The organism is Terriglobia bacterium, from assembly GCA_020073495.1.
In the GTDB taxonomy this organism is placed as follows: domain Bacteria; phylum Acidobacteriota; class Terriglobia; order Terriglobales; family Acidobacteriaceae; genus JAIQFD01.
Window position 1 is genome coordinate 768,107 of record JAIQFD010000001.1, and the last position, 24,472, is coordinate 792,578.

A 24,472-nucleotide genomic window follows, 5' to 3' on the forward strand; every position below is an offset into this window, starting at 1 on the left:
GTGCGATTATAGCAAGCGCCGTTGCCGCGTCAGGTTTGACGCCTGTCGTACGCTTCCCTATCATCGAAAGTTTGGAGTGAAGGTGTCATCCTGAGCGAGCGCGCCCGCATGGGGCGCGCGAGTCGAAGGACCCCTACGGAGTACGATGCGCATCGCTTACCTAGACTGCTTTTCCGGCATCAGCGGCGACATGTTCCTGGGCGCGCTGGTGGAGGCCGGCGTTCCGCCGCGCCTGCTGGAAGAGACGGTCGCCGCGCTCGATGTCGGCGCGCGCCTGGAGACCCGCCGCGTGGACCGCAGCGGCATCTCGGCCACCAAGGTGGACGTCTGGGTCGGCGGCGAGAAAGACCTCCCGCGTGAGGAGTACTGGAAGAGCAAAGAAGACTTGGACAAAGTAGCCCGCGCGCCCGCGCGCGGGCACGAGCACGGCCATACTCACGAACATCATCATCACGAGCACGACCACGCGCATGATCACCAGCACGATCATCCGCATCGCGGCCTGACCGAGATCCGCACCATCATCGCCAAGGCAAAGATCACCGACACCGCCAAGGCCCGCGCCATCGCCATCTTCGAAGCTCTTGCCGACGCCGAGGCCAAGGTCCACAACTCCACCCGCGACGCCATCCACTTCCACGAGGTCGGGGCGGTGGACGCGATCGTGGACATCGTCTGTGCCGCCGTTGGCAGCGAGGCGCTGGGCGTGGACGAGTGGGTGTGCTCGCCGCTCAACCTGGGCAGCGGCACCCTGAAGTGCGCGCACGGCGAGTTCCCCGTCCCGGCGCCCGCGGTGGTCGAGTTGCTGAAGGATGCACCCGTGTTCTCCAGCGGAATCCAAGCGGAATTGGTCACGCCGACTGGCGCTGCCATCGTGAAAGTACTCGCGAACCGCTTTGCGCCGATCCCCGGCATGAAGATCGAGAAGGTCGGCTACGGCGCGGGGTCGCGCGATTTCAAAGGGCACGCGAATGTGGTCCGCATTCTCGTGGGCAAGACGGGAGTAGAGGAACAAAAGGCTGACCTGGTCTCGGTCGAGGCGCCGCGCGAGACCATCGCGGTGCTGGAGGCGAATCTCGACGACCTGAACCCGCAGGTCTTCGGATACGTGATGGACCGTCTGCTGGCGGAGGGCGCGCTCGACGTCTTCGCTACCTCCGTGCAGATGAAGAAGAACCGCCCCGGCCTGCTGCTGACCGTCTTGTGCAAGCCGGAGCACGCGTCGAAGCTGACCAAGCTGATCTTCACCGAGACGACGACGCTGGGCGTGCGCATGCGCGAGGAGCGCCGCGCCGCGCTCCTGCGCCGCTCGGTCAGCGTGCAGACGAAGTGGGGCGAGGTCCGCCTGAAGGTCGCGAACCTGAACGGCGCCGTCGCCAACTACGCTCCCGAGTACGAGGATTGCCGCCGCATCGCCGAAAAGAATCATGTTCCGCTGAAACGGGTCATGCAGGAAGCCACGCGCCTTTATCTGGAGAAGAATGGCTGAACGCTTTTACATCACGACTCCGATTTTCTACGTCAACGCCCACCCGCATATCGGGCACGCGTACACCACGATCGCGTGCGATGCGGTCGCGCGAAGAAAGAGGATGCTGGGCATCGACACCTTCTTCCTGACGGGGACGGACGAGCACGGGCAGAAGATCGGGCGGTCGGCGGAAGCGGCGGGCAAATCGCCGCAGCAGTTCACCGACGAGGTGGCGGGGGAGTTCCGCGCGCTGTGGGAGCGGATGGGGATCACGAACGACAAGTTCATCCGCACCACCAGCGCCGAACACAAGCGCGGCGTGCAGGAGATCTTCCGCACGCTGAAGAAGAACGGCTTCATCTATAAAGGCAAGTACACCGGCCAGTACTGCGTCTTCGACGAGCTGTACGTGGATGCGGGCGGGACGGGCGCGCCCTGCCCGGAGTGCGGACGTCCGACGGAGACGGTCAGCGAAGAGAATTATTACTTCAAGCTGTCGGCGTTCGAAGACAAGCTGCTGAAGTATTACGCGGAGCACCCGGAGTTCATCCGGCCGGAGACGCGGCGCAACGAGGTGACGGCGTTCGTGCGCGGCGGACTGCGCGACCTCTCGATCTCGCGCAGCACCTTCAAGTGGGGCGTGCCGGTGCCGGACGATCCCGAGCACGTGGTGTACGTCTGGCTGGATGCGTTAAGCAACTACATCACCGCCATCGGGTACGGGTCGGCGGAGAAGAAGGACCAGAATCGATTCCACAAATACTGGCCGGCGGATGTGCACATGATCGGGAAAGAGATCGTGCGCTTCCACTGCGTGTACTGGCCGGCGTTCCTGATGGCGGCGGAACTGCCGCTGCCGCGGTCGGTGATGGTGCACGGGTGGATCCTGTTCGAAGAGAGCAAGATGTCGAAGTCGCGCGGGAACATCGTGCGGGCGGAGACCATCGGGGAGACGCTGGGGTACGACGCGCTGCGCTATTTCCTGCTGCGCGAGATCGTGTTCGGACAGGACGGGTCGTTCTCCTTCGACGCGCTGGTGCAGCGCTTCAACGCCGACCTGGCCAACGACCTGGGAAACCTGTCGAGCCGCACGCTGTCGATGATCACGCGCTACTTCAAGGGCGAGGTGCCGTACCCGTCGGCGGCGGTGGCACGCACGCCCGGCGATGAGGCGATCGCCAAGCTTGCCGAGGAAACGATCGCGAACTTCGGTTCGCTGTTCGACGATTTCCAGTTCTCGCGGGCGCTGGAGAGCGCGTGGTCGCTGGTGGCCGCGGTGAACAAGTACATCGTCGAGAACGAGCCGTGGGCGGTGGCGGAGAAAAAGGACGAGGCGAGCCGGGCGCGGCTGGCGACCGTCCTTTATACCTGCGCCGAGGCGCTGCGCATCGTGACCGCGCTGGCGCACCCAGTGATGCCCGAGTCCACGGCAAGAATCTGGTCGCAGCTTGGGCTGGGCAACATCGGGAAATTCAAACTGGCGGGATTGAAGTGGGGACAACTGGAGCTGGGCACAAAGCTGGGCAAAGTCGAGGGCGTGTTCCCGCGCGCCGACAAATCCGCTATCGAGGGGATGCAGAAAATGGAAGAGCAGCGCACGCAGGCGGCGGCGACGAAGAAAGAGCCGACTACGGCCGAGGGAGGCGGTGCCACACAGGGGGCGCCGGGAGCGGCGGAATCGGCACCCGCGCCGGCGGAGCCGGCAAAGATCACGATCGATGACTTCACGAAGGTCGAGTTGCGCGTGGCACAGGTGAAGGTGGCGGAGAAGGTGAAGGGCGCGGACAAGCTGCTGCGTCTTGAAGTGGACCTCGGCACCGAGGTGCGGCAGATCGTGGCCGGGATCGCGCTGGCGTATGAGCCGGAGAAGCTGGTCGGGCGGAAGATCATCGTGGTGACGAACCTGGCGCCGCGAAAGCTGCGCGGGCTGGAGTCGAATGGCATGCTGCTGGCGGCTTCGGTCGGAGATGGGCAGCCGGTGCTGGCGGGATTCCTGGAGGACGTGCCCATCGGGGCGAGATTGAAGTGATTTAGCTCGGGCTCACGCCCTCGCAGACTTGTGTCGCCCCTGACGGGGCTCAGGATCATTTTGGACAGCTAACCCCGGGCTTACGCCCGGGGCTAAATTCTTTCGCCCGCTGAAGCGGGCTGGCGACCGGCGACTTACAAGGTCTGGTGTTCCCGTATGTTTGTAGATTCGCACTGCCATCTCGACGGGCCGAAGTACGCACAGGATCGCGGAGGGGTGTTGTTCCGGGCGCAGGAGGCGGGGTTGGAGGCAATGGTGGCCATCGGGAACGGCGAGGGGCCCGAATCGATGGACTGCGGTATCCGGCTGGCCGAGGGACACGACTGGATCTGGGCGACCGTGGGGGTGCATCCGCACGAGGCGCGGCTGGCGGACGAGGCCGCGTACCAGAGGCTGGACGCGCTGGTGCAGCATCCCAGGGTGATCGCGGTAGGTGAGACAGGGCTGGACTATCACTACGACCACTCGCCACGCGAGGTGCAGCGCGCGGTGTTCGTGCGGCAGATGGAGATCGCGCGGGCGCGGAAAAAACCGATCGTCATCCACAACCGGCCGAGCGACAACAGCGAGAACGCGTGGGTGGAGCTGCTGGATCTTTTGAGTAAGCATTGGGCGATGAGCGGGCTGGGCGGGGTCCTGCATTGTTTTACCGGCGAGCTGAAGCATGCGAACGCAGCGCTGGACATGGGATTCATGATCTCGTTCGCGGGGAACATCACCTATCCCAAGGCGCAAAACATACGGGAGACGGCGCGGGAGATCCCGTTGGAACGGATGTTGATCGAGACGGATTCGCCGTACCTGGCGCCGATCCCCCACCGCGGAAAAAGAAATGAGCCCGCGTACGTGGTGGAGACGGCGAGGACGATAGCCGAGGTGCGCGGGATGGGGCGGGACGAGGTGGGACGGGCGACGACAGAGAATTTCTATCGGTTTTTCAACCTGCGCTTGGGCTAGCGCCTCGCGCGCGTTGTGTCGCCCCTGAAGGGGCTCAGGATGGTTCTTGGGGGGCTAACCCCGGGCTTACGCCCGGGGCTAAATTCTTGCGCCCGCCGGAGCGGGCTTTAAGACTTCGGATTCGACACTCGGGCGCCCTTGCGCAGGGCGCGGTTACGCGCGCGTTGGGCGATCTTCTTGCGGCGTTGGCGTCCGTAGCGGGATTTGTCGCCGTTGCGAGCAGACATCTGGTCTCCTCCGTAAGAATGGCTGTGAACAGGATACGCTAACCGCGCGAAATCAGCCTAGATGGCCTGCGTCTTGCCTTCGGAGCCGAGTGCGACGATGCGGAAATCCTTGCCGTCGGAATCGAGGACAGTGCAAGAGCCGTTGTCGGGGCGGAAGCAGGAAACGCGATCGTCGTGGCGCGCGTGACCGACGGCGACGTTGATGGCGACGAAGTGGGTGACGACGACGGTGTCGCGCGCGATCTCGAGGAGCGCCTCCAAAACCCGGTCCCGCCACAGACGCAGTGGGCGATCCAGATCGGGCCAGCGGCGCTGGCGGACGAATTTCAGCCACTCCGCGCGGGACATCGAGACGCCTGGTGGCACCGGGATCTCGCCGATGCGCGGGTCAGTCTGGATCGACACGCCCCAGAGGCGCTCGAGAGGCGCCGCGGTTTCGCGGGTGCGGCGAAAGGGACTGGTCAGGAGCGGCAAGGGGCCCTTGGGCGCGAGAGCCAAGGCCATCGCTTCGGCCTGGGCGCGGCCGGTGTCGGTAAGACCGGGATCCTCCTCAGAGTCTTCCGTGGCTTTGCCGTGGCGAACGAGGTAGAGGCGCGGCATATGCGTGTCTGTTCCCGACGCAGGGCTCACGCCCTGGCGCGATTCTGTCGCCCGCTGAAGCGGGCTCAAGGTTCATTTTGCGAACGGTACCCCGGGCTTACGCCCGGGGCTAAATTCTTGCGCCCGCCTCGCGGGCTGCCTGCGCTTCCACCGCCGCGGCGCTGCGCGCCGCCTCGACAGGTGGGAACGCCCGCCGCTACACCAGTCGCGCGGGTTGCGGGGGTTTACGGCGAACCTATAGCATAGTCGGACGTCATGCCTGAGAACACGTTCGACATCGTCAGCAAGGTGGACCTGCAGGAGGTATCGAACGCCATCCAGCAGGCGCTGAAGGAAGTCCACACGCGCTTCGACCTGAAGGACGCGAAATGCAACATCGCGCTGGAGGAGAAAGACGCGATCAACCTGGCGGCGGTGGACGAATACAAGCTGAAGGCGGTCAACGACGTGCTCCAGACCAAGCTGGTCAAGCGCGGCGTGCCGCTCAAGGCGCTGACTTACGGCGTGGTGGAGCCGGCGGCCAGTGCCACCGTCAAGCAGAAAATCACGATGCAGCAAGGCATCCCCATCGAGAAGGCGCGCGAAATCGTGAAATTGATCAAGAACTCGAAGAAGAAAGTGCAGGCGTCGATCCAGGGAGACCTGGTGCGGGTGAGCGGGAAAGACCGCGACACGCTGCAGGAAATCATCGCGCTGCTGCGGCAGCAGGATTTTGGGATCGATATGCAGTTCGTGAACTACCGAACGCAGTAGCTTGTAGCTGGTAGTTAGTAGTTAGGAAAAGCCCAAGAAATGAGCACACCGGCCACAACGTCGGCGATGGCGAAAGAGGTCTTTGACCTGTTGCGGGACGATCTCTCGGCGATCGAGCGGGAGTTCGGACGCGACACGGTGTCGAACGTCGCGGCCATCACCGACATCGGGGAGCACCTGCGAGGCGGCGGGGGCAAGCGCATCCGGCCAGCGCTGCTGCTGCTCTCGTCCAAGCTGTTCCAGTGCAACGAGCGGAGCGTGATCCGGCTGGGCGCGGTAGTGGAAATCATCCACACCGCGACCCTGGTGCACGACGACATCATCGACGAAGCGCAGACGCGGCGCGGCCGTCCATCGGCGAACACGCAATGGGGAAACTCGAAGTGCGTGCTGGCGGGCGACTGGCTCTACATGCAGGCGTTCAAGATCGCGGTGCAGGAGCGGAATTTCCGCGTGCTGGACGCGCTGATCGAGCTGACCCAGGCGATGGTCGAGGGCGAACTGCTGCAAATGGAGAAGCTGGGCAAGAGCATCACGCAGGAAGAGCATTTCGACCTGATCTACCGCAAGACGGCGTGCCTGTTCTCCACCTGCATGCGGATGGGCGCGATCCTGGGCAAAGCCAGCAAAGAAGAGGAAGAGAAGCTGGCGAAGTATGGGCGCGACGTGGGCATGGCGTTCCAGATCGTGGACGACGTGCTGGACCTGACGGCATCGGAAGAGGTGCTGGGCAAACCGGTGGCCAGCGATCTGCGCGAAGGCAAGGCGACGCTGGCGGTGATCCATGCGCTGGAGCGATGCACGCCGGAAGATCGGCGGCAGATCGAGACCGTGCTGCGGGAGCAAGCGTTCAAGGGCGTGACCCACCAGGAGATCCTCGACATCCTGAGCCGCTACGGGTCAGTCGATGCGTCGCTGGCACGCGCGTCGGAGTATGCGGCGGAGGCGCGGGAGTTGATCCGCGAGTTTCCCGACTCGGAGATCAAGCGGGCGTTGCTGTGGGTGCCGGATTTCGTGGTGTCGAGAGAAAAGTAGGGTGGAGCAGCGCTTCAGCGCTGCATTGTAGAGGTCCAGACCTATGCGGCTTTAGCCTCTGAGGTACCTCAGCGGCTAAAGCCGATTTCATTCCATGGCAGGAACGCAGGCCTTAAGGCCTGCTCCACCCTTCGCCGGTCATTTTCGATCCGCGACGAGCGTGCCGCCGCGGGCGAAGTCTTCCTTCGGGACCTCGACGATGGCGACGGTGATGGCATCGCGGGTGGCGTTACATTCTTCGACCAGCGCGTCGGTGATGCGGGTGACGAGTTTGCGTTTCTGGTCGGTGGAGCGGCCCTGAAGCAAAGTAACTTGAACATGCGGCATATTCTTACGCCCCTTAAGGGGCTCGGGAATCTCTCCTCGAGCCTACCCCGGGCTTGCGCCCGGGGCTAAATTCTCACGCCCGCTGAAGCGGGCTTGCGCGGCCGAGGGCGACCGCTCCACACCGGGGCTAAAGCCCCGATTCATTTCCAATCCCGTTTCGCAGGCCTAAAGGCCTGCGCTTCCACCGGAGCGGCGCCGCGCGCCGCCTGATGGCTGAGAGACACCAATCGGGACAGCCGAGGGCGGCTGTCCCACACAGATCCTTCGCTCCGCTCAGGATGACCGCGGCGGGCTCGGACGCCCGCCAAAAGCGGTCATTTCGTCAGCTCGTAGCCGGCGAAGAAATAGCTGATCTCGAAGTGGGCGGTGTCCTCGGCGTCGGAGCCGTGGACGGCGTTCTGCTCGATGTTGGCAGCGTACTTCTTGCGAATGGTACCGGGCTCGGCGTTGGCCGGGTTGGTGGCGCCCATCAGCTTGCGCCAGGCGGCGATGGCATCCTCGGGCTTCTCCAGCGCCATGACGATGATGGGGCCGCTGGACATGAACTTGGTCAGCGACTCGAAGAAGGGCTTGCCGGCGTGCACGGCGTAGAAACCCTCGGCCTGATCCTTGGTGATATGCAGCATCTTCATGCCGATGATGGAGAAGCCGTTGTTCAGAATCACTTCGATGATCTCGCCGTGGACTTTCTTCTTCACGGCGTCGGGCTTGATGATGGCGAGCGTGCGTTGTAGGGTCTTCATTCGTTCCTAGTAGCTAGTAGCTGGTAGTCAGTAGTTAGGTCGGGAGCGACGCAGCAAACTGCGTCGCTCCCGAAGATCAACGTGTCGCGTGGGCGCCCATGGAGGCGGCGACGGTCTCGCCGATCTCGGCGGGCGTCTTGCAGACCTTGATGCCGGCGGCGGTGAGCGCTTTCATCTTCTCCGCCGCGGTACCGTGTCCGCCGGAGATGATGGCGCCGGCGTGTCCCATGCGGCGTCCCGGAGGCGCGGTCTGGCCGGCGATGAACGAAACCACCGGCTTGCGCACGTGCTTCTGGATGTACTCGGCGGCCTGCTCCTCGGCGTTGCCGCCGATCTCGCCGATCATAACGATGGCCTCGGTCTGCGGGTCCTTTTCGAAGAGCTCGAGGGCGTCGATGAAGTTGGTGCCGATGATGGGGTCGCCACCGATGCCGATGGCGGTGGACTGCCCGATGCCGCGCAACGTGAGCTGGTGAACGGCTTCGTAAGTCAGTGTCCCGGAGCGCGAGACGATGCCGACATTGCCCTCGCGATGGATGTGTCCGGGCATGATGCCGATCTTGCACTTGCCGGGAGAGATGATGCCGGGGCAGTTGGGGCCGATGAGGCGCGAGCGGCGCGTCTGGAGGAATTCCCACACGCGGACCATGTCGAGCGTGGGGATGCCTTCGGTGATGCAAACGATGAGCTCGATCTCGGCGTCAGCGGCTTCCATGATGGCGTCGGCGGCGAATGGCGGCGGGACGAAGATGACGGTGGCGTTGGCGCCGGTCTTGTCCGCGGCTTCGAGCACGGTGTTGAACACGGGCCAGCCTTCGTGCGTGGTGCCGCCCTTGCCGGGGGTGACGCCACCTACGATCCTGGTGCCGTATTCGGCGCAAGTCTTGGCGTGAAAGGTGCCTTCGCGTCCGGTGAGGCCCTGGACGATGACTTTGGTGGATTTATCGATGAGTACGCTCATGTTTTTCCTCAGGGGCTAAAGCCCCCGTTCAATAAAGCTCTGACGGCACGGCTGAAGCCGTGCCCCTTCTAATCAACCCCTGGCGGCGGCGACGACTTTTTCGGCCGCGTCCTTCATGGTCTGCGCAACAATGAAATTCAGCCCCGAGTTCTTCAGGATCTCGCGGCCCTGCTCGACGTTGGTGCCTTCAAGACGCAGCACGATGGGCAACTGGATGTTGGTCTTGCGCGCGGCTTCGACCACTCCCGTGGCCAGCGTGTCCACGCGCAGGATGCCGCCGAAAATATTGATGAGGACGGCCTTCACGTTCTTGTCGCTGAGCAGGATCTCGAAGGCGTGGGTGACCTGCTCGGCGTTGGCGCCACCGCCGACGTCGAGGAAGTTGGCGGGATTGCCGCCGGCGTACTTGATGATGTCCATGGTGGACATGGCCAGGCCGGCGCCGTTGACCATGCAGCCGACGGTGCCGTCGAGCTTGATGTAGTTGAGGCCGTACTTCGAGGCTTCGACCTCGAGCGGATCTTCCTCGGTGATGTCGCGCAGCTCCTTCAGGTCCTTGTGGCGGAAGAGCGCGTTGTCGTCGAAGTTGATCTTGGCGTCGAGGGCGTAGAGCTTGCCGTCCTTGGTGGTGATGAAGGGATTGATCTCGGCGAGCGAGGCGTCGGTGGCTTCGCAGGCCTTGTAGAGAGCGGTCATGAACCTCACTGCCTCGTTGATCTGCTCCGCCTTGAGGCCGAGGCCGAAGGCGAGCTTGCGCGCCTGGTAGCCGAGAAGTCCGATGCCGGGGTCGATCCATTCTTTGAGGATGGCATCGGGATTCTCGGCGGCGACCTGCTCGATCTCCATGCCGCCGGCGGCCGAGGCCATGAAGACGGGCTTGGCTTCGGCGCGGTCGATGACGATGCCGAGATAGAGCTCGCGCTCGATAGGCAGCGTCTCTTCGACCAGCAGGCGAAGTACGGTCCTGCCCTCGGGGCCGGTCTGGTGGGTGACCAGACGCATGCCCAGCATGCGGGCGGCGATCTCGCCGGCTTCTTCGGCGGACTTGGCGATCTTGACGCCTCCGCCTTTGCCGCGGCCTCCGGCATGGATCTGCGCCTTCACGACGACGCCGGACGCGCCGTTGCCGAGCAGAGTCTTGGCCGCGTTCTCGGCTTCCTCGCGGGTCATGGCGACTTCGCCGCGCGGCACCGCGACACCAAACTTCTGAATGATGGCTTTTGCCTGATATTCGTGGATTTTCATAATCGTATGTAGGACCACTGCTTCAGATTGCTTGCTGCTTACCGGGGGTAACAACCGATGGGCAGGAAACGAACGATTTTATAACCGCGGCTCGCTTTTGGCTATTAGCTTTTGGCAGCTAAATCAATGCGGTAAGCTTGGGAACCCATGATCCTCGACGCCCTTCATCGTGTCGCCAACCACCGCGAGCCGCTTTCCCGGGAGCAGGCGCGGGAGGTGATGAGCGAGATCCTGCGCGGAGAGTGCACTGACGCGCAGATCGCCGCGTTGCTGGTCGCGCTGCACATGAAGGGCGAAACGGTGGAGGAGATCGTCGGGTTCGCGGAGGCGATCCGGGCAGCGGCCACGCCGCTCACCATCCCGGAAAATTCCACGGTGGATGTTAGCGACACGGAACGCGATGCGCTGGTGGATACCTGCGGCACCGGCGGCGATGCGTCGGGGACGTTCAACATCTCGACCGCGACGGCGCTGGCGGTGGCGGGGGCGGGCGTGCGCGTCGCCAAGCACGGCAACCGCAGCGTGACCTCAAAATGCGGGTCGGCGGACGTGATGGAAGCCCTCGGAGTGAATATCTCCCTGCCCGTGGCGCGGCTGGCGCAGTGCCTGGGCGAGGTAGGGATCGCGTTCCTGTACGCGCCGGCGATGCACTCGGCGACCAAGTACGTGCAGCCCGCGCGACGCGAGCTGCGGCTGCGTACGGTCTTCAATCTTCTCGGGCCGCTGACGAATCCGGCACACGCATCGGCGCAGGTGGTGGGCGTCTATTCCGAAGATCTGGTCGAGAAGCTGGCAGAGGCGCTGTCGCTGCTAGGAGTACGGCGCGCGCTGGTGGTGCACGGCAACGACGGGCTGGACGAGATCACCGTCACCGGGCCGACAAGGGTGGCGGAGGTGCGCGACGGGCGGGTACGCGCCTATGAAGTCGCGCCGGAGGATTTCGGCATCGAGCGCGCGACCTTGGAGGACATCTCGGGCGGAGACGCCGGGATGAATGCGGGGATCATCCGGGATGTGCTGCGGGGGAAGAAATCAGCGCGGCGGGATGTGGTGCTGCTGAATTCCGCGGCGGCGCTGGTGGCGGCGGGACGAGCGGACCATATTGGCGATGCGATCCCGATCGCCGCGAAGTCGCTCGATTCGGGCGCGGCGATGGAGAAGCTAGAGGCGCTGGTGAGGTTTACCAACCAGCACTGAGCACGAAAATGCGGGGTGATTGTTGCAAGCAAAGGAGGTGGCATTTGAAATCAATTACATTGGGAACTTTACTATTCCTGACGCTTACTTCTCTATTGCTCACAGCGCAGGAACTCCAAATCAGTCGTTCCAGCCGGACGATTTACGTTTCGGCGGAAGATTCTGTGAAGGTCGACGCGGAGCTGGCCGAAGTGCATTTCGGATACCTGAACTTTGCTCCGACGGAAGATCAGACGTTTACCGATAACGCGCGTGCAGCCGACCGAATCATCAAGGCCATCCTCGATTCCGGCGTGAAAGAGGAAGAAATTGAGACAGAAACAATGGCTGTCTTCCGGACGAACTTCTCTGACAAGGTGCCGGAGGCGACGCAGCAGCAACGACGGTTCACAGCACGGCAAATGTGGCGCGTCCGCGTACCGGTCGCGCAGGCACAGGGAGTGATCAACACAGCAATGAATGCTGGGGCCAATGTCGTGGATCCGGTCAGCTGGACGGTTCGCGACCGGAACGCACTGCAATCCAAGGCGACAGCGGCGGCGATGATCAAAGCTCACAGGGTCGCGGAGCAAGTCGCAATTTCACTGGGAATCAAACTCGGTGCGCTGCTCTACTCGAGCAATTTCGCCGGCGTTGCCTCGAGTCGCGGCTACCCAGCCGGTGTCGCGGGCGGCATGGTTGGCGGAATCATGGGAGATGAGAATATTCCAAGGCCGCACATCCGATTGTTCCCACAAAAGGTCGAGCAGGAGGCGACGGCGTACGCGGTGTACGCAATCGAATAGGGACCTCAGGGGCTGAAGCCCCTTCAATAGATTGTGATGAAAGGCACGGCTGAAGCCGTGCCCTTTCGCCCGACAGCCGAGGCGGCTGTCCCACACAATCAGGCTTGCACGCGCTCCATGTACTCGGCGATCTCGATGGTCCAGCCCAATTCCTTCTTCATGGCATCGCGTAGTTGCGAAGACGCCTGGGGCTCGCCGTGGACCAGGTAGGTGGTCTTGGGCGGGCGTGGAAAGGTGCGCAGCCAGTACAGGAGTTCGGGGGTGTCGGCGTGGTCGGAGAACTGCTCCAGCGCAGCGACCTGGGCGCGGATAGGGACGATCTGGCCGAATATTTTCACATCCGAAGCGCCGCTCTTGATGATGAAGCCGCGTGTGCCCGGCGCCTGGAATCCGATGAAAAGCACGAGATTGCGCGGGTCGGGCAATCGTTGGATGAGATGGTGCTGGATACGCCCGCCGGTCACCATGCCGCTCGATGACACGATGATGCAGGGGTAGCGCGATTCGTTGATCTTCTTTGAATCTTCCACGTTCGTCGCGAACTGGAAGCCCGGCCACTGGAGCGGAGAACCGTACTTGGCGATGAGGTTGCGCGTGTCCTGGCTGAACTCCTCGGAGTGCTTCAGAAAGACGTCCACCGCCTTGCAGGACATGGGGCTGTCGGTATAGACGGGCAGACGCGGGATGTCGCCGGCTTCCATCAGCTCCTTGACCAGGAAGAGGAACTTCTGGGTGCGTTCGACGGCGAAGGCGGGCACGACGATGGAGCCGCCGCGTTTGGCGGTGTCGCGGATCAGGCGGGCGAGTTCCGGGCGAGGGTCGGTGGTGGGATGGTTGCGGCTGCCGTAGGTGGACTCCATCACCAGAATGTCGGCCTGCTCGCCCTCGGTGGGCCCCTCCTGCATGACCTTGCCGGGGTTGGCGCGGACGTTGCGCACACGCCCGATGTCCCCGGTGAAAAGCATGCGGCGGGTGGCGCCGTCGGCGTTCACCGTCACCTCCACCATGGAGGCGCCCAGGATGTGCGCCGAGCGCACGAAGCGGAAGGAGAACTCGGGGCCAAGCTGCGTGACCTCACCAAAATCCACCGGACTGAACAGGCGCAGACAGTCCTGCGCCTCCTCCTCGGTGTAGAGCGGGAGGGCGGGCGTGTGCTTCGACGTCTTCTTCTTATTGGCGAATTCCGCGTCTTCTTCCTGGAGGTGGCCGGAATCGGGCAGGAGGATGGAGCAGAGGTCAATCGTTGCCGGTGTGCAAAAGATCTTTCCGGTGAATCCTTCCTTCACCAGGCGCGGTACCCAGCCGGAGTGGTCGAGATGCGCGTGGGTGAGGATGACGAAATCGATCTCGCGCGCCGGGACGGGCGTGTCCTGCCAGTTGCGCTCGCGCCATTCCTTCTGTCCTTGGAAGAGTCCGCAGTCGATGAGCACCTGGAGACCGCGCTTGCCGGTGGTGTCGCCGGAGACGTTGATCAGGTGCTTGGAGCCGGTGACGGTGCCGGCGGCACCAAGGAATTGGATGTAGGCCATGGGCGTAGTGGAGAACCGCATATTGTAGCGGAAGAAGTACTCAGTACTCGGTACTCAGTACTCGGTTCGCTTCGCGAGATGTGGGAATTCGGAGTGCCGAGTGCTGAGTACTAGCTCCCCGGGAGCTTCACCTCGAAGACGTTGTCCTTGCGCAGGACCTCGGGGACGCTGCCGTCGTTGACGATGACGCGCCGTGGGGCTTCGGGCACTTCGATACGGACGAAGGCTTTGTCGTGCGCGTGGACCTCGAGGCGGCGGGTGACGGCGCCGTGTGCGGTCTCGACGGTGACCGGCACTTCGGCGCCGGCGTCGCCGCGGTCCTCGACGGCGATGGTGAGGATGTATCCGCCGGCCAGCGTGGCGCGTGGATACGCCGAGTCGACGTGGAAGTCGGGCAGGCCGCGGTCGCGATAGATCCAGTCGTCGAAGAACCACTCGAGCTTGCGTTTGGACTCGGCCTCGATGAGGCGCTGCATGTAGGACGGCTCGCGGTCGTCGTCGGCCTTGTAGGCATGAAGCGCGCGCTGGAGGGGGGCGTCGCCGACCATGTCGCGCAACATCCACCACACCCACATCGCTTTCGTGCGGTAGAAGAGCTCGTCGGTCGTAGTGGCCAGCGGCTGTTGACGCCGCGCCTCGGCCGGCTCCTTCCTCCCCGGAGCATTGGGCACGTCGGGCTGCTGCGCTGTCAGCAGCAAGTCCGACTGCGCCTGCATGTACGCGATCGCGTCTTTGCGCCCGTCCACCCGCTCGCGGTCGAGCACCTGTGCGAAGTGCGCCAGCCCTTCGTATATCCACTGACGCGGCGACTCGAAGGCCGCATGCGTGAGTTGGTGCACCAGCGCCAGCTCCAGCTTGCTGTGGCTTTCCTGCTCGAGCGGCGTCAGCAGCATGGGCCCGCTCTCCCAGGGCGCCGCAACCGCCCACGGCAATTCAACCACGTGCACCGCCTGCTTCGGCGCCCCGAACCATTCGGTCACGAAGGGCGCCAGGTCGGTGATGGCGCGGGCGTAATCCTCCGCGAGCTGCTGCCGGCCGGCGAGGTAGTCGATGTCCACATTCGGATGGTCGGCTGGCATCCCCGACCTTTTCAAATGTTGATATTCGCCGGTCGCAAAAGCAGGTGTACTGAAACCGAGAGGTCGCCGATCAAACACATTGAGCGTTCCAACCACCTCGCGTTTGGCAGCATCGACTGCTCGCAGAATTGTGACGTCCATGGTCGCTTCCGTTTCCCGCTGCTTCCACGCCCCGATCTCGTCGAATAACTGGCTCCCGAAGGTCAGGCTCGCAGCCTCGGTCGAAATGGGATACCAGGTCACGTACCCGACGCCCCGCAGCGCCGTGAATGGATCTCCGATGCGGTCCCAGTCACTTGCCAGAGCGGTCTTCTCCGGGACGCCGGCCGCGGTCAGGCGGTAGGCATCTTGGCGGATGGTGCCGCTGTATTGGAATTCGACCTCCACCGTTCCCTTCGGCGCTACCGCCGCCGGCAGGGTGACGATGGCTTCGTTCAGTGAGCCGGTGTGGTCGATGTCTGAGATGTAGGGCTGGGAGACGAACTGCACCCGCTTCCCGCCGACGGTAATCGATCTCCAATCCAGCGAAGAGGAGATCTGGAGGACGGCAACCTTCTGCGGCTCGGTGGTGTCGTTGCGCAGGGTCACGCTGCCTTCGGCGGTGAGACCCGACTTCGGCGGATCGAGGGTGATGGTCAGGTTGTAGTCGGTGAAAGTGAACGCGTGGCGATCGAGGGCGGACGAAGAAAGAACTGAACCGCAGAGAACGCAGAGAACGCAGAGAAACTTTTTCATTATTTCTTGTTCCCTGCTCTGCGCTGGCGGGCGATCTCGTACATGACCACGGCGGCGGCGACGGAGACGTTCAACGACGGCACCTGGCCGAGCATGGGGATCGACACCACCAAATCGCAGTGTTTGCGGACCTGCTCGTGCAGGCCCTTGCCCTCGGCGCCGAGGACGAGGGCGCAGTCCATCTTGTAGTCGAGCTGGTCGTAGGGCTGGGTGCCGCGCTCGTCGAGGCCGACGGTCCAGATGTTCTGCTTTTTCAGTTCTTCGACGGCGCGGGAAACGTTGGTGACCCTGGCGATGGGCAGATGCTCGCTGGCGCCGGCGGAAGCCTTGGCGACGGTGCCGGTGACGCCCACGGCGCGGCGCTCAGGGATGACGATGCCGTCGGCGCCGGCGGCGTCGGCGGTGCGGATGATGGCGCCGAGATTGTGCGGGTCTTCGACGCCGTCGAGGACGATGAGGAAAGCGTGCGCGCCGCGGCGGTGGGCCAGCAGGTCATCAAGGTCGCCGTACTGCTTGGCGGCGGCGACCGCCACCACGCCCTGGTGGGCGGCGCGGTTGGCCAGCCGGTCGAGGTCCTGGCGGGAGACGAATCGCACAGGCACGCGCGACTCGCGGCAGTCGTCCACGATGCGCTGCAGCTTGGCGTCGTGGCGCTCGCGCGAGATGGCGACGTACTCGAAGGCGCGGCCGCGCGATTTCAGCGCTTCGGCGACGGCGTGAATGCCGTAGATGACGTCCATCGGGAACAGTGTAACAACTTCGATTCCGCGGATTCACCCACATCGAAACCATTTGACCGCAGAGAGCGCAGAGAAGCCATGCGATAAAGTACGGGGGAGGACGCCCGTCTCAACGCAAACCTGGATGCTAGACTTAACGGTTCGGGGGTGCTGCTTTGCAGGACGTATTCATCCTTTCGGCGGTGCGCACGGCGATCGGGAAGTTCGGCGGATCGCTTATGTCGCAGACGGCCGCGGACATGGGCGTGGTCGCGGCCAAGGCGGCGATGGAGCGCGCCGGGGTCGAGCCCGGGCAGGTCGAGGAAACGATCTTCGGCAACGCGCGGCAGGCGGGCGGCGGGCCCAACGTAGCGCGGCAGATCTCCATCCGCAGCGGGGTGCCACAGGAGGTGCCGGCGTACACCGTGAACCAGGCGTGCGCGTCGGGCATGAAGACGATCGCGCTCGGCTACCTGGAGATCCTGCAGGGCAACATGGAGTGCGTGCTGGCGGGCGGGACGGAGTCGATGTCGCGGCTTCCCTACTACCTCGAGGGCGCGCGCTGGGGATACCGGCTGGGCAACAGCGAGCTGGTGGATGGGATGTATCGCGATGGCTTCTTCTGCCCCGTGGCCAAAATGGTGATGGGCGAGACCGCGGAGCTGCTGGCCGAGCAGTACAAGATCGGACGCGAAGAGCAGGACCAGTACGCGCTGTGCTCGCAGCAGAGGGCGGAGCGCGCCATCAATAGCGGGCGCTTCGAGGACGAGATCGTGCCGGTGACCATCGAGAGCAAGAAAGGCGCGACCACGTTCGCCAGGGACGAGCACCCGTTCCTGGGAGCGTCGCTGGAGAAGATGGCGAAGCTGGCGCCGGCGTTCGACAAGAAGACCGGAACGATCACCGCAGGAAATGCATCGGGGATCACCGACGGAGCGGCGGCGGTAGTGGTGGCGGGCGAGTCGTTGGTCAAGAAGCACAACCTGAAACCTCTGGCGCGGATCGTGGGAGCGGCGTCAGCGGGCGTGGACCCGCGGACCATGGGGATCGGGCCGGTGCCGGCAGTCAGAAAACTAGAGCGGAAGACCGGGATTAAGTTAGAGCAGTACGACGTGGTCGAGTTGAACGAGGCGTTTGCGGCGCAGGTGTTGGCGTGCGACCGCGAGCTGCATTTCGATAGGTCGAAGCTGAATGTGAATGGCGGGGCGATCGCGCTGGGGCATCCCATCGGCTGCACGGGAACACGGATCACGGTCACTTTGTTGCACGAAATGATGAAGCGCAAAGCGCAGCGCGGGCTGGCGACGTTGTGCGTGAGCGGCGGGATGGGGATGGCGCTGGCGGTGGAGCGGGTATGAGGTTTGCCTCAGGGGCTAAAAGCCCTTATCGTTCTTGTCTCTAATCGGCGCGGCTGAAGCCGCGCCCCTTCAAAGCAGGTTCGTTGACGGTCTGCAAACGGCGTCAATATACTTATAGGATTGGACTCAAGATGTCAGGAGTGTAGATGTCCCTTTCCGCAGTGATCGTGGATGATGAGCAGTTGGCGCGGGACGAGCTCGCCTACCTGCTGAAGTCGGTGGACGGCGTCGACATCGTCGCCCAGGGCAAGAACGGCGTGGAGGCGGTGAACCTGATCAAGGAACACGCGCCCGACCTGGTCTTCCTGGACGTGCAGATGCCGGGGCTGGATGGCTTTGGAGTCATCAAGAGGCTGATCGACAAGAAGGTCAGCATGCCGCAGATCGTCTTTGCCACGGCCTTCGACCAGTACGCGGTCAAGGCGTTCGAGGTCAACGCGGTCGACTACCTGCTGAAGCCGTTCGACAAGAAACGCGTGGCGCAGTCGGTGCAGAAGGCCAGGCAGCGCATCCAAAGCCCCGCGGCGCCCACGGACAAGCTGGAAACGCTGGTCAAGATGCTGGAGCAGCAGAAGACGGCGGCGTCAAAGATCGTGATCAAGGCCGGAGGGCGGCTGTTCCTGGTGGACCAGAAGGACATCTGCTACGCCTCGATCGAGGACGGCGTGATCACGGTGTTCACCGCCACCACGGATGGCCAGTCGAACTGCCGCACGCTGGAAGAACTGCTGGATTCGCTCGATCCCAGCCTGTTCTGGCGGGCGCACCGCTCTTTCCTGGTGAACATCAACCGGATCAAGGAAGTGGTGCCCTGGTTCAAGAGCTCGTACCAGCTCCGCATGGACGACAAGAAGCAGTCGGAGATCCCGGTGAGCCGGGCGCAGACCAAGAGGCTGCGGGAGCTGTTCGGGTTGTAGCAGTGGTCAGTTGGCAGTTGGCAGTTGGCAGCGAAGATTAAAGATGACCGCAGAGGGGTGACTTCGGTCACTGTCTTGAAAATGGGGACTGTGGTGTAATGCGGTCTCGTCCGGCCCAAGTAGTCCCAGCCATTGTCACCGGTAACAGGAGGGGAACATGGAAGCCACAACCGTAAAGAAGATGGTGAATGAGCGGATCGCCGACACGGCGGAGGAGGCGGCGCGCCTGCGCGAGGCCGTCGTCCACGCCATCGATGACAGCCTGGACGCCGCCCGGAAGGCGGCAAAACGCGGCCAGAAAGTGGCCGAAGAAGTCATGGAAGACGCCGAGCACAGCGTACGGCATCATCCGCTGACCACCGTGGGGCTCGCCACACTGGGCGCGTTCACGATCGGCACCGTGGTGGGATTCCTGCTCGGACGCAAGAGATAACACCGCCCGGTTGGGCGCTCGCCGTCAACAAAACCGGCCCGGCACGCAGGTGTCGGGCCTTGTTGCGTCCCGAGGATTTATAATCATCGTTCCCATGAAAGCCTACGTCTATGTCTCCCTGAAGAAGACTGTCCTCGATCCCCAAGGCAAGACCATCCACGGCGCGCTGAAGAAGATGGGCTACGCCGACATCCATGACGTGCGTCAGGGGAAGTACTTCGAGATCACGCTGGCCAACGGCGACCGCGAGGCGGCCAAGGCCGAGGTGGAACGCATTGCGCGCGAGGTGCTGACCAACCCGGTGATCGAAGAGTTTCGGTACTCGCTCGAAGATTAGTTCCCGCGACCGAGGGGGGCCGCGCTGCAAGTAACCTTACTTCTTGCACCGCGGTAACGGCGGCGGACATCCACAGAACCAGGTTTGTGGCGCATAATTACAGGGATTTCCTGAGAGTCTGATTCCCTTTGAAGGCGGTGGGTCGTGTGTGGAATCGTTGGCTACGTAGGTAAGAAGCGGGTAGTGCCCGTGATCGTAGAGGGGCTGCGGCGGCTGGAGTATCGCGGGTACGATTCGGCGGGGATTGCGGTGGGCGGCAACGGCGACGGGCTGCAGGTGCGGCGCGCCGAGGGCAAGCTGCGCAACCTGGAAGAGGCCATCCGCCTGAAGCCGCTCGACGGCACCTACGGCATCGGCCACACGCGCTGGGCCACCCACGGGCGTCCGACGGAAGAAAACGCCCACCCGCACCGCGACTGCACGGGCAAGATCGTGGTGGTGCACAACGGCATCATCGAGAACTATCTCCAGCTCAAGAAGAAGCTGACCGAGGAAGGCCACAAGTTCACCACCGAGACCGACACCGAGGTGATCGCCCACCTGGTGGAGAAGTACCACTTCGCCAAGGACGGCAGCAAGCAGGTCTCGCTGGAAGAGGCGGTGCGCAAGACGGCCAAGGAACTGACAGGCGTGTTCGCGATGGCCATCATCGCGGCCGATGAGCGGGACAAGATCGTGGCGGCGCGCAATGGGCCGCCGGCGGTGATCGGGCTGGGCAAGGACGAGTACTTCGTGGCGTCGGACGTGCCCGCGATCCTGTATCACACGCGCGACCTGTTCTTCCTGGCCGACGGCGACCTGGCGGTGATCACGCCGGCGGGCGTGCAGCTCACCGACTTCGACGGCAAACCCATCCAGCGCCAGGTGCAGCACGTGACCTGGGACCCGATCATGGCGGAGAAGGGCGGCTTCAAGCACTTCATGCTCAAGGAGATCTACGAGCAGCCGCGCGCGGTGCGGGACACCACGCTGGGACGCGTCTCGCTGGATTCGGGCAAGATCTTCCTGGAAGAGATGGAGATCACCGAGGCCGACTTCCGCAATTGCGGCAAGATCAACATCGCCGCCTGCGGCACCAGCTGGCACGCGGGACAGGCGGGCAAGTTCATGATCGAGCGGCTGGCCCGCATCCCGGTGGAGGTGGACTACGCCAGCGAGTGGCGCTACCGCGACCCGCTGGTGACGGCGGACGCGATCACGGTGCTGATCTCGCAGTCGGGCGAGACTGCCGACACCATCGCGGCGCAGCGCGAGGCCAAAGCGAAGGGCTCGAAAACGCTGGCCATCTGCAACGTGGTTGGGTCCATGATCCCGCGCGAGGCGGCGGGGACGATCTATACGCACGCCGGGCCGGAGATCGGCGTGGCCTCGACCAAGGCGTTCTCGGCGCAGCTCACCGCGCTGTTCCTGCTGGCGCTCCACATGGCCGAGGTGCGCAAGTCCATCACCAACGACTGCGCCAGGAAGATGATCACGGAACTGACGCGCATCCCCGGCAAGCTGGAGGCGCTGCTGGCGCGGGACGAGGAGACCGAAGACCTGGCCAAGGAATACTCGCGGGCGCAGGACTTCCTGTTCCTGGGGCGCGGCATCCACTACCCCATCGCGCTCGAAGGCGCGCTCAAGCTGAAAGAGATCTCGTACATCCATGCCGAGGGCTATCCGGCGGGCGAGATGAAGCACGGCCCCAATGCCCTGATCGACGAGAACCTGCCGGTGGTGGTCATCGCGACACGAGACGCCGAGAGTGCCGAGTCCATGACGCGCTACGAGAAGACGCTGTCGAACATCAAGGAGGTAAAGGCGCGCTCCGGCAAGGTGATCGCGCTGGCGACCGACGGCGATGAGGAGATCCGGGAGTCGGTGGACAACGTGATCTACATCCCGCCGGCGCCGGAGTTGCTCTCGCCCATCCTCGAGGTCATCCCGATGCAGCTCCTGGCGTACCACATCGCGGTGCGTCGCGGGTGCGACGTGGACCAGCCCAGGAACTTAGCGAAGTCAGTAACGGTCGAGTAGAGATCCTTCGCGCGGGCTCTGCCCGCTCAGGATGGCCGCGCCGAGGCTCTGACGCCTCGGCAAGCGCGGCGACATCGCGGTGCGTCGCGGGTGCGACGTGGACCAGCCGAGAAACCTGGCAAAATCGGTGACTGTCGAATAACGATTTCACCGCCCAGAACGCAGCGATCGCCGAGGAAATGATTCCTCGGCTTTCTTGCTTCTACGCCGTGGATTGGCGGTCAGGAACCGGCCGGCTTGGCCGCCTGCGTAGCCTCGGAGTTTCCGCCGAATTTCTGGGTGGCGCGATGCATGACGCGATTTCCCAGCAGGCAGATGACTCCGGTCACAATCAGGAAGGAGCCGGCGAGTCCCACGGTGAGGGCAGTCAGCGAAATCGGCTTGTTCCAGTGTCCCAGCGCGATGTAGAGAACCGCGAAGGCCCCGCACGAAGAACACACCAGAGCGAACAGGTGCCAGAGCCTGGCCTCGCGCGGCTGATAGCCATCAATCAGTGCGTTCATGACGCGTCCGAAAACGGTGCCGGCGATGCCCGCCAGCATCATGAAGGAGGCTGCCAGGCCGTTGCTGAGGGTGGCGGCGTCCGAAACCTTGATCACGCCGTTCTGTTTGAACAGAACCAGCAGCATGCCCGCTCCCGCCGCCCAGGCGATGATGCCGATGGTCTGCCACACGTGAGCTTCTTCTTCCAGTTGCATAAGCTCCTCCGCTTAGCTGCGCAGTTTATCTCCGAGCCTTGCGCCGCGCCAGCAGCAATTCACGCCAGAACCACAGCGAAAACTGGTGCAGCGCACAGCCTCGGAGGCACATCTAACGACTTGACAACAACTCACTCAAGTCTTATTCTAGGCTTGTTGTAAGACGAAAGTTGACGGACAACATCATAGGAATCAAGCACTTATAAGCAGGAGGCTGGGTCAATGGCGAAGATTATCGGTATCGATCTGGGCACAACGAACTCGGTTGTGGCGGTGATGGAGGGCACGGAGCCCAAGGTCATAGCCAACGAAGAGGGTGGCCGCACCACTCCGTCGGTGGTGGGATTCACCAAGACCGGCGAGCGGCTGGTGGGACAGGTGGCCAAGCGCCAGGCGATCACCAATCCCGAGAACACGATCTACTCCATCAAGCGCTTCATGGGACGCCGTTACGACGAAGTGAATGAAGAGATGAAGATGGTGCCCTACAAGGTGGAGCGCGAGGGCGATCACGTCGCCGTGCTGGCGCAGGGGAAGAAGTACACCCCGCCGGAGATCTCGGCATACATCCTGATGAAGCTGAAGAAGGCGGCCGAGGACTACCTGGGGGAGAAGATCACCGATGCGGTGATCACGGTCCCGGCGTACTTCAACGACGCGCAGCGCCAGGCGACCAAGGACGCGGGCAAGATCGCGGGCCTGGAGGTGAAGCGCATCATCAACGAGCCGACGGCGGCGGCGCTGGCCTATGGACTCGACAAGAAGAAAGACGAAACCATCGCGGTGTACGACTTCGGCGGCGGCACCTTCGACATCTCCATCCTGGAGGTGGGCGAGGGAGTCATCGAGGTGAAGGCGACCAACGGTGACACCCACCTGGGTGGCGACAACATCGACCAGCGCATCGTGGAGTGGCTCATCGACGAGTTCAAGAAGGACGAGGGCCTCAACCTGCGCGACAAGGGCAACGAGATGGCGCTGCAGCGCCTGCGCGACGCCGCCGAGCGCGCCAAGATCGAGCTTTCCACCACCATGGAGACCGAGATCAACCTGCCCTTCATCACCGCGGATGCCACCGGGCCCAAACACCTGGTGAAGAAGATGACGCGGGCCAAGCTGGAGTCGATGATCGAAGACATCATCCAGCGCTCGGTGGGGCCGTGCCGCCAGTGCATCAAGGACGCGGGCATCGAGACCAGCAAGATCGACGAAGTGGTGCTGGTGGGCGGGCAGACGCGCATGCCGCGCATCCAGAACCTGGTCAAGGAACTGTTCGGGCGCGAGCCGCACAAGGGAGTCAACCCGGACGAAGTGGTGGCGGTGGGAGCGGCCATCCAGGGCGGCGTGCTCAAGGGCGACGTCAAGGACCTGCTGCTGCTGGACGTCACCCCGCTGACGCTCTCCATCGAGACGCTGGGCGGCGTGGCCACGGCCATGATCCCGCGCAACACCACCATCCCCACGCGGAAGACCGAGGTGTTCTCCACCGCGGCCGACAGCCAGACGTCGGTGGAGGTGCACGTGATGCAGGGCGAACGCCCCATGGCGGCGCACAACCGGACGCTGGGCAAGTTCCAGTTGACGGGCCTGCCGCCGGCCCCGCGCGGAGTGCCGCAGATCGAAGTCACCTTCGACATCGACGCCAACGGCATCCTGAACGTCACCGCCAAGGACCGGGCCACGAGCCGGGACCAGAAGATCACCATCACCTCGTCCTCGGGCCTGTCGAAGGAGGAGGTCGACAAGATGGCCAAGGAGGCCGAGGCGCACGCCGCGGAAGACAAAGCCAAGCGCGAGGAGATCGATTCGCGCAACCAGCTCGACTCCATGGTCTACAACATCGAGAAGATGCTGAAGGAGCACGGGGACAAGATCACCGGCAGCGAGCGCGGCGACGTGGAGAACGCGCTGGCCGACGCCAAGAAGGCGCTGGAGTCCGGCGACGCGGCGCAGATGAAGCACGCGCAGGAGACCCTGACCAAGGCGTCGCACAAACTGGCTGAGGCCATGTACAAACAGGCTGCCCCGCCTCCGGGCGCCGAGGCCGGTCCGCAACCCGGAGCGCAGGCCCCGGGCGGCGGCAACGGCGAGGCCAAGAAGAAAGACGAAGGCGTGATTGACGCCGAGTACGTGGACGTGGACGAAAAGAAGTGACCGCGCATGGCGGGGCGTCTGAGCCCCGCCGCGGTCATCCTGAGCGGCCGAAGGCCGCGAAGGATCTCTGAATGCTTTTGTGGGGGCGAATGATCTTTTGGGGGTCTTCGCCTCGTTTGTTTTAGACTCGCGGTACTTGCAATGGCCACACAGAGCAAGGACTA

At 63.6% G+C, this 24,472-nt stretch carries 22 protein-coding genes; 13 read left to right on the top strand and 9 right to left on the bottom strand.

Annotation, left to right across the window (positions count from 1 at the left end; genetic code table 11):
- Window positions 1-145 precede the first annotated feature (145 nt).
- The 3 genes from larC to LAN37_03500 all read left to right on the top strand — a co-directional run bounded on the left by larC (window position 146) and on the right by LAN37_03500 (window position 4,457).
- Window positions 146-1,489, top strand: a complete 1,344-nt coding sequence (larC, locus tag LAN37_03490) for a nickel pincer cofactor biosynthesis protein LarC (GenBank protein ID MBZ5646271.1) — start codon at window positions 146-148, stop codon at window positions 1,487-1,489.
- Entirely contained in the window at window positions 1,482-3,500 is a 2,019-nt protein-coding gene (metG, locus tag LAN37_03495) for a methionine--tRNA ligase (GenBank protein ID MBZ5646272.1), read from the top strand. The genes larC and metG overlap by 8 nt, the downstream gene beginning before the upstream one ends.
- A 156-nt stretch (window positions 3,501-3,656) precedes the next feature.
- Window positions 3,657-4,457, top strand: a complete 801-nt coding sequence (locus tag LAN37_03500) for a TatD family hydrolase (protein MBZ5646273.1) — start codon at window positions 3,657-3,659, stop codon at window positions 4,455-4,457.
- Window positions 4,458-4,741: 284 nt separating this feature from the next.
- Here the strand turns inward: LAN37_03500 and LAN37_03505 are convergent, their stop codons facing one another.
- The gene (locus tag LAN37_03505; protein MBZ5646274.1) at window positions 4,742-5,353 is read right to left on the bottom strand and encodes a histidine phosphatase family protein; all 612 of its coding nucleotides are present in this window, start codon (window positions 5,351-5,353) and stop codon (window positions 4,742-4,744) included.
- Window positions 5,354-5,539: 186 nt separating this feature from the next.
- Between LAN37_03505 and LAN37_03510 the strand changes: the two genes are divergently transcribed.
- A complete protein-coding gene (locus LAN37_03510) occupies window positions 5,540-6,037 on the top strand; it encodes a YajQ family cyclic di-GMP-binding protein (GenBank protein ID MBZ5646275.1) in 498 nt (165 codons plus the stop codon).
- A gap of 39 nt (window positions 6,038-6,076) precedes the next feature.
- Window positions 6,077-7,072 (top strand): polyprenyl synthetase family protein, encoded by a 996-nt coding sequence (locus LAN37_03515; protein MBZ5646276.1) that lies wholly within the window; start codon window positions 6,077-6,079, stop codon window positions 7,070-7,072.
- Window positions 7,073-7,210: 138 nt separating this feature from the next.
- Here LAN37_03515 and LAN37_03520 read toward each other — a convergent pair whose 3' ends face one another.
- The 4 genes from LAN37_03520 to sucC all read right to left on the bottom strand — a co-directional run bounded on the left by LAN37_03520 (window position 7,211) and on the right by sucC (window position 10,348).
- On the bottom strand, window positions 7,211-7,399 hold the full coding sequence (locus LAN37_03520) for a 4-oxalocrotonate tautomerase family protein (protein MBZ5646277.1): 189 nt from the start codon (window positions 7,397-7,399) through the stop codon (window positions 7,211-7,213).
- Window positions 7,400-7,713: 314 nt separating this feature from the next.
- Complete coding sequence (gene ndk, locus LAN37_03525) at window positions 7,714-8,142, bottom strand: nucleoside-diphosphate kinase (GenBank protein MBZ5646278.1); 429 nt, start codon at window positions 8,140-8,142, stop codon at window positions 7,714-7,716.
- A 76-nt stretch (window positions 8,143-8,218) separates the two neighbouring features.
- Complete coding sequence (gene sucD / locus LAN37_03530; GenBank protein ID MBZ5646279.1) at window positions 8,219-9,103, bottom strand: succinate--CoA ligase subunit alpha; 885 nt, start codon at window positions 9,101-9,103, stop codon at window positions 8,219-8,221.
- Window positions 9,104-9,175: 72 nt separating this feature from the next.
- Window positions 9,176-10,348: an ADP-forming succinate--CoA ligase subunit beta gene (gene sucC / locus LAN37_03535; GenBank protein ID MBZ5646280.1), complete on the bottom strand. Its 1,173-nt coding sequence runs from the start codon at window positions 10,346-10,348 to the stop codon at window positions 9,176-9,178.
- Window positions 10,349-10,495: 147 nt separating this feature from the next.
- Between sucC and trpD the strand changes: the two genes are divergently transcribed.
- Both trpD and LAN37_03545 read left to right on the top strand, forming a co-directional pair.
- The gene (trpD, locus tag LAN37_03540; protein MBZ5646281.1) at window positions 10,496-11,545 is read left to right on the top strand and encodes an anthranilate phosphoribosyltransferase; all 1,050 of its coding nucleotides are present in this window, start codon (window positions 10,496-10,498) and stop codon (window positions 11,543-11,545) included.
- Window positions 11,546-11,589: 44 nt separating this feature from the next.
- Window positions 11,590-12,330, top strand: coding sequence for an SIMPL domain-containing protein (locus LAN37_03545; protein ID MBZ5646282.1), 741 nt, complete (start codon window positions 11,590-11,592; stop codon window positions 12,328-12,330).
- Window positions 12,331-12,428: 98 nt separating this feature from the next.
- Here the strand turns inward: LAN37_03545 and LAN37_03550 are convergent, their stop codons facing one another.
- The 3 genes from LAN37_03550 to rlmB all read right to left on the bottom strand — a co-directional run bounded on the left by LAN37_03550 (window position 12,429) and on the right by rlmB (window position 16,413).
- The gene (locus LAN37_03550; GenBank protein MBZ5646283.1) at window positions 12,429-13,859 is read right to left on the bottom strand and encodes an MBL fold metallo-hydrolase; all 1,431 of its coding nucleotides are present in this window, start codon (window positions 13,857-13,859) and stop codon (window positions 12,429-12,431) included.
- Window positions 13,860-13,969: 110 nt separating this feature from the next.
- Window positions 13,970-15,673 carry a hypothetical protein gene (locus tag LAN37_03555; protein ID MBZ5646284.1) on the bottom strand — a complete coding sequence of 568 codons (1,704 nt, stop codon included), beginning with the start codon at window positions 15,671-15,673 and terminating at the stop codon, window positions 13,970-13,972.
- A complete protein-coding gene (rlmB, locus tag LAN37_03560; GenBank protein ID MBZ5646285.1) occupies window positions 15,673-16,413 on the bottom strand; it encodes a 23S rRNA (guanosine(2251)-2'-O)-methyltransferase RlmB in 741 nt (246 codons plus the stop codon). Before rlmB ends, LAN37_03555 begins: the two co-directional genes overlap by 1 nt.
- 155 nt (window positions 16,414-16,568) lie before the next feature.
- Between rlmB and LAN37_03565 the strand changes: the two genes are divergently transcribed.
- The 5 genes from LAN37_03565 to glmS all read left to right on the top strand — a co-directional run bounded on the left by LAN37_03565 (window position 16,569) and on the right by glmS (window position 21,456).
- Window positions 16,569-17,750 (top strand): acetyl-CoA C-acetyltransferase, encoded by a 1,182-nt coding sequence (locus tag LAN37_03565; protein MBZ5646286.1) that lies wholly within the window; start codon window positions 16,569-16,571, stop codon window positions 17,748-17,750.
- A 146-nt stretch (window positions 17,751-17,896) separates the two neighbouring features.
- Window positions 17,897-18,667: a LytTR family DNA-binding domain-containing protein gene (locus LAN37_03570; protein ID MBZ5646287.1), complete on the top strand. Its 771-nt coding sequence runs from the start codon at window positions 17,897-17,899 to the stop codon at window positions 18,665-18,667.
- 157 nt (window positions 18,668-18,824) lie between these two features.
- Window positions 18,825-19,100, top strand: coding sequence for a hypothetical protein (locus LAN37_03575; GenBank protein MBZ5646288.1), 276 nt, complete (start codon window positions 18,825-18,827; stop codon window positions 19,098-19,100).
- Window positions 19,101-19,194: 94 nt separating this feature from the next.
- Entirely contained in the window at window positions 19,195-19,437 is a 243-nt protein-coding gene (gene purS, locus LAN37_03580; protein MBZ5646289.1) for a phosphoribosylformylglycinamidine synthase subunit PurS, read from the top strand.
- A 144-nt stretch (window positions 19,438-19,581) separates the two neighbouring features.
- On the top strand, window positions 19,582-21,456 hold the full coding sequence (glmS, locus tag LAN37_03585; GenBank protein ID MBZ5646290.1) for a glutamine--fructose-6-phosphate transaminase (isomerizing): 1,875 nt from the start codon (window positions 19,582-19,584) through the stop codon (window positions 21,454-21,456).
- A 221-nt stretch (window positions 21,457-21,677) separates the two neighbouring features.
- Here glmS and LAN37_03590 read toward each other — a convergent pair whose 3' ends face one another.
- Window positions 21,678-22,154, bottom strand: a complete 477-nt coding sequence (locus LAN37_03590) for a hypothetical protein (protein ID MBZ5646291.1) — start codon at window positions 22,152-22,154, stop codon at window positions 21,678-21,680.
- 222 nt (window positions 22,155-22,376) lie between these two features.
- On the opposite strand from LAN37_03590, the gene dnaK reads away from it, so the two are divergent.
- On the top strand, window positions 22,377-24,308 hold the full coding sequence (gene dnaK, locus LAN37_03595; protein MBZ5646292.1) for a molecular chaperone DnaK: 1,932 nt from the start codon (window positions 22,377-22,379) through the stop codon (window positions 24,306-24,308).
- The last annotated feature ends 164 nt before the right edge of the window (window positions 24,309-24,472 follow it).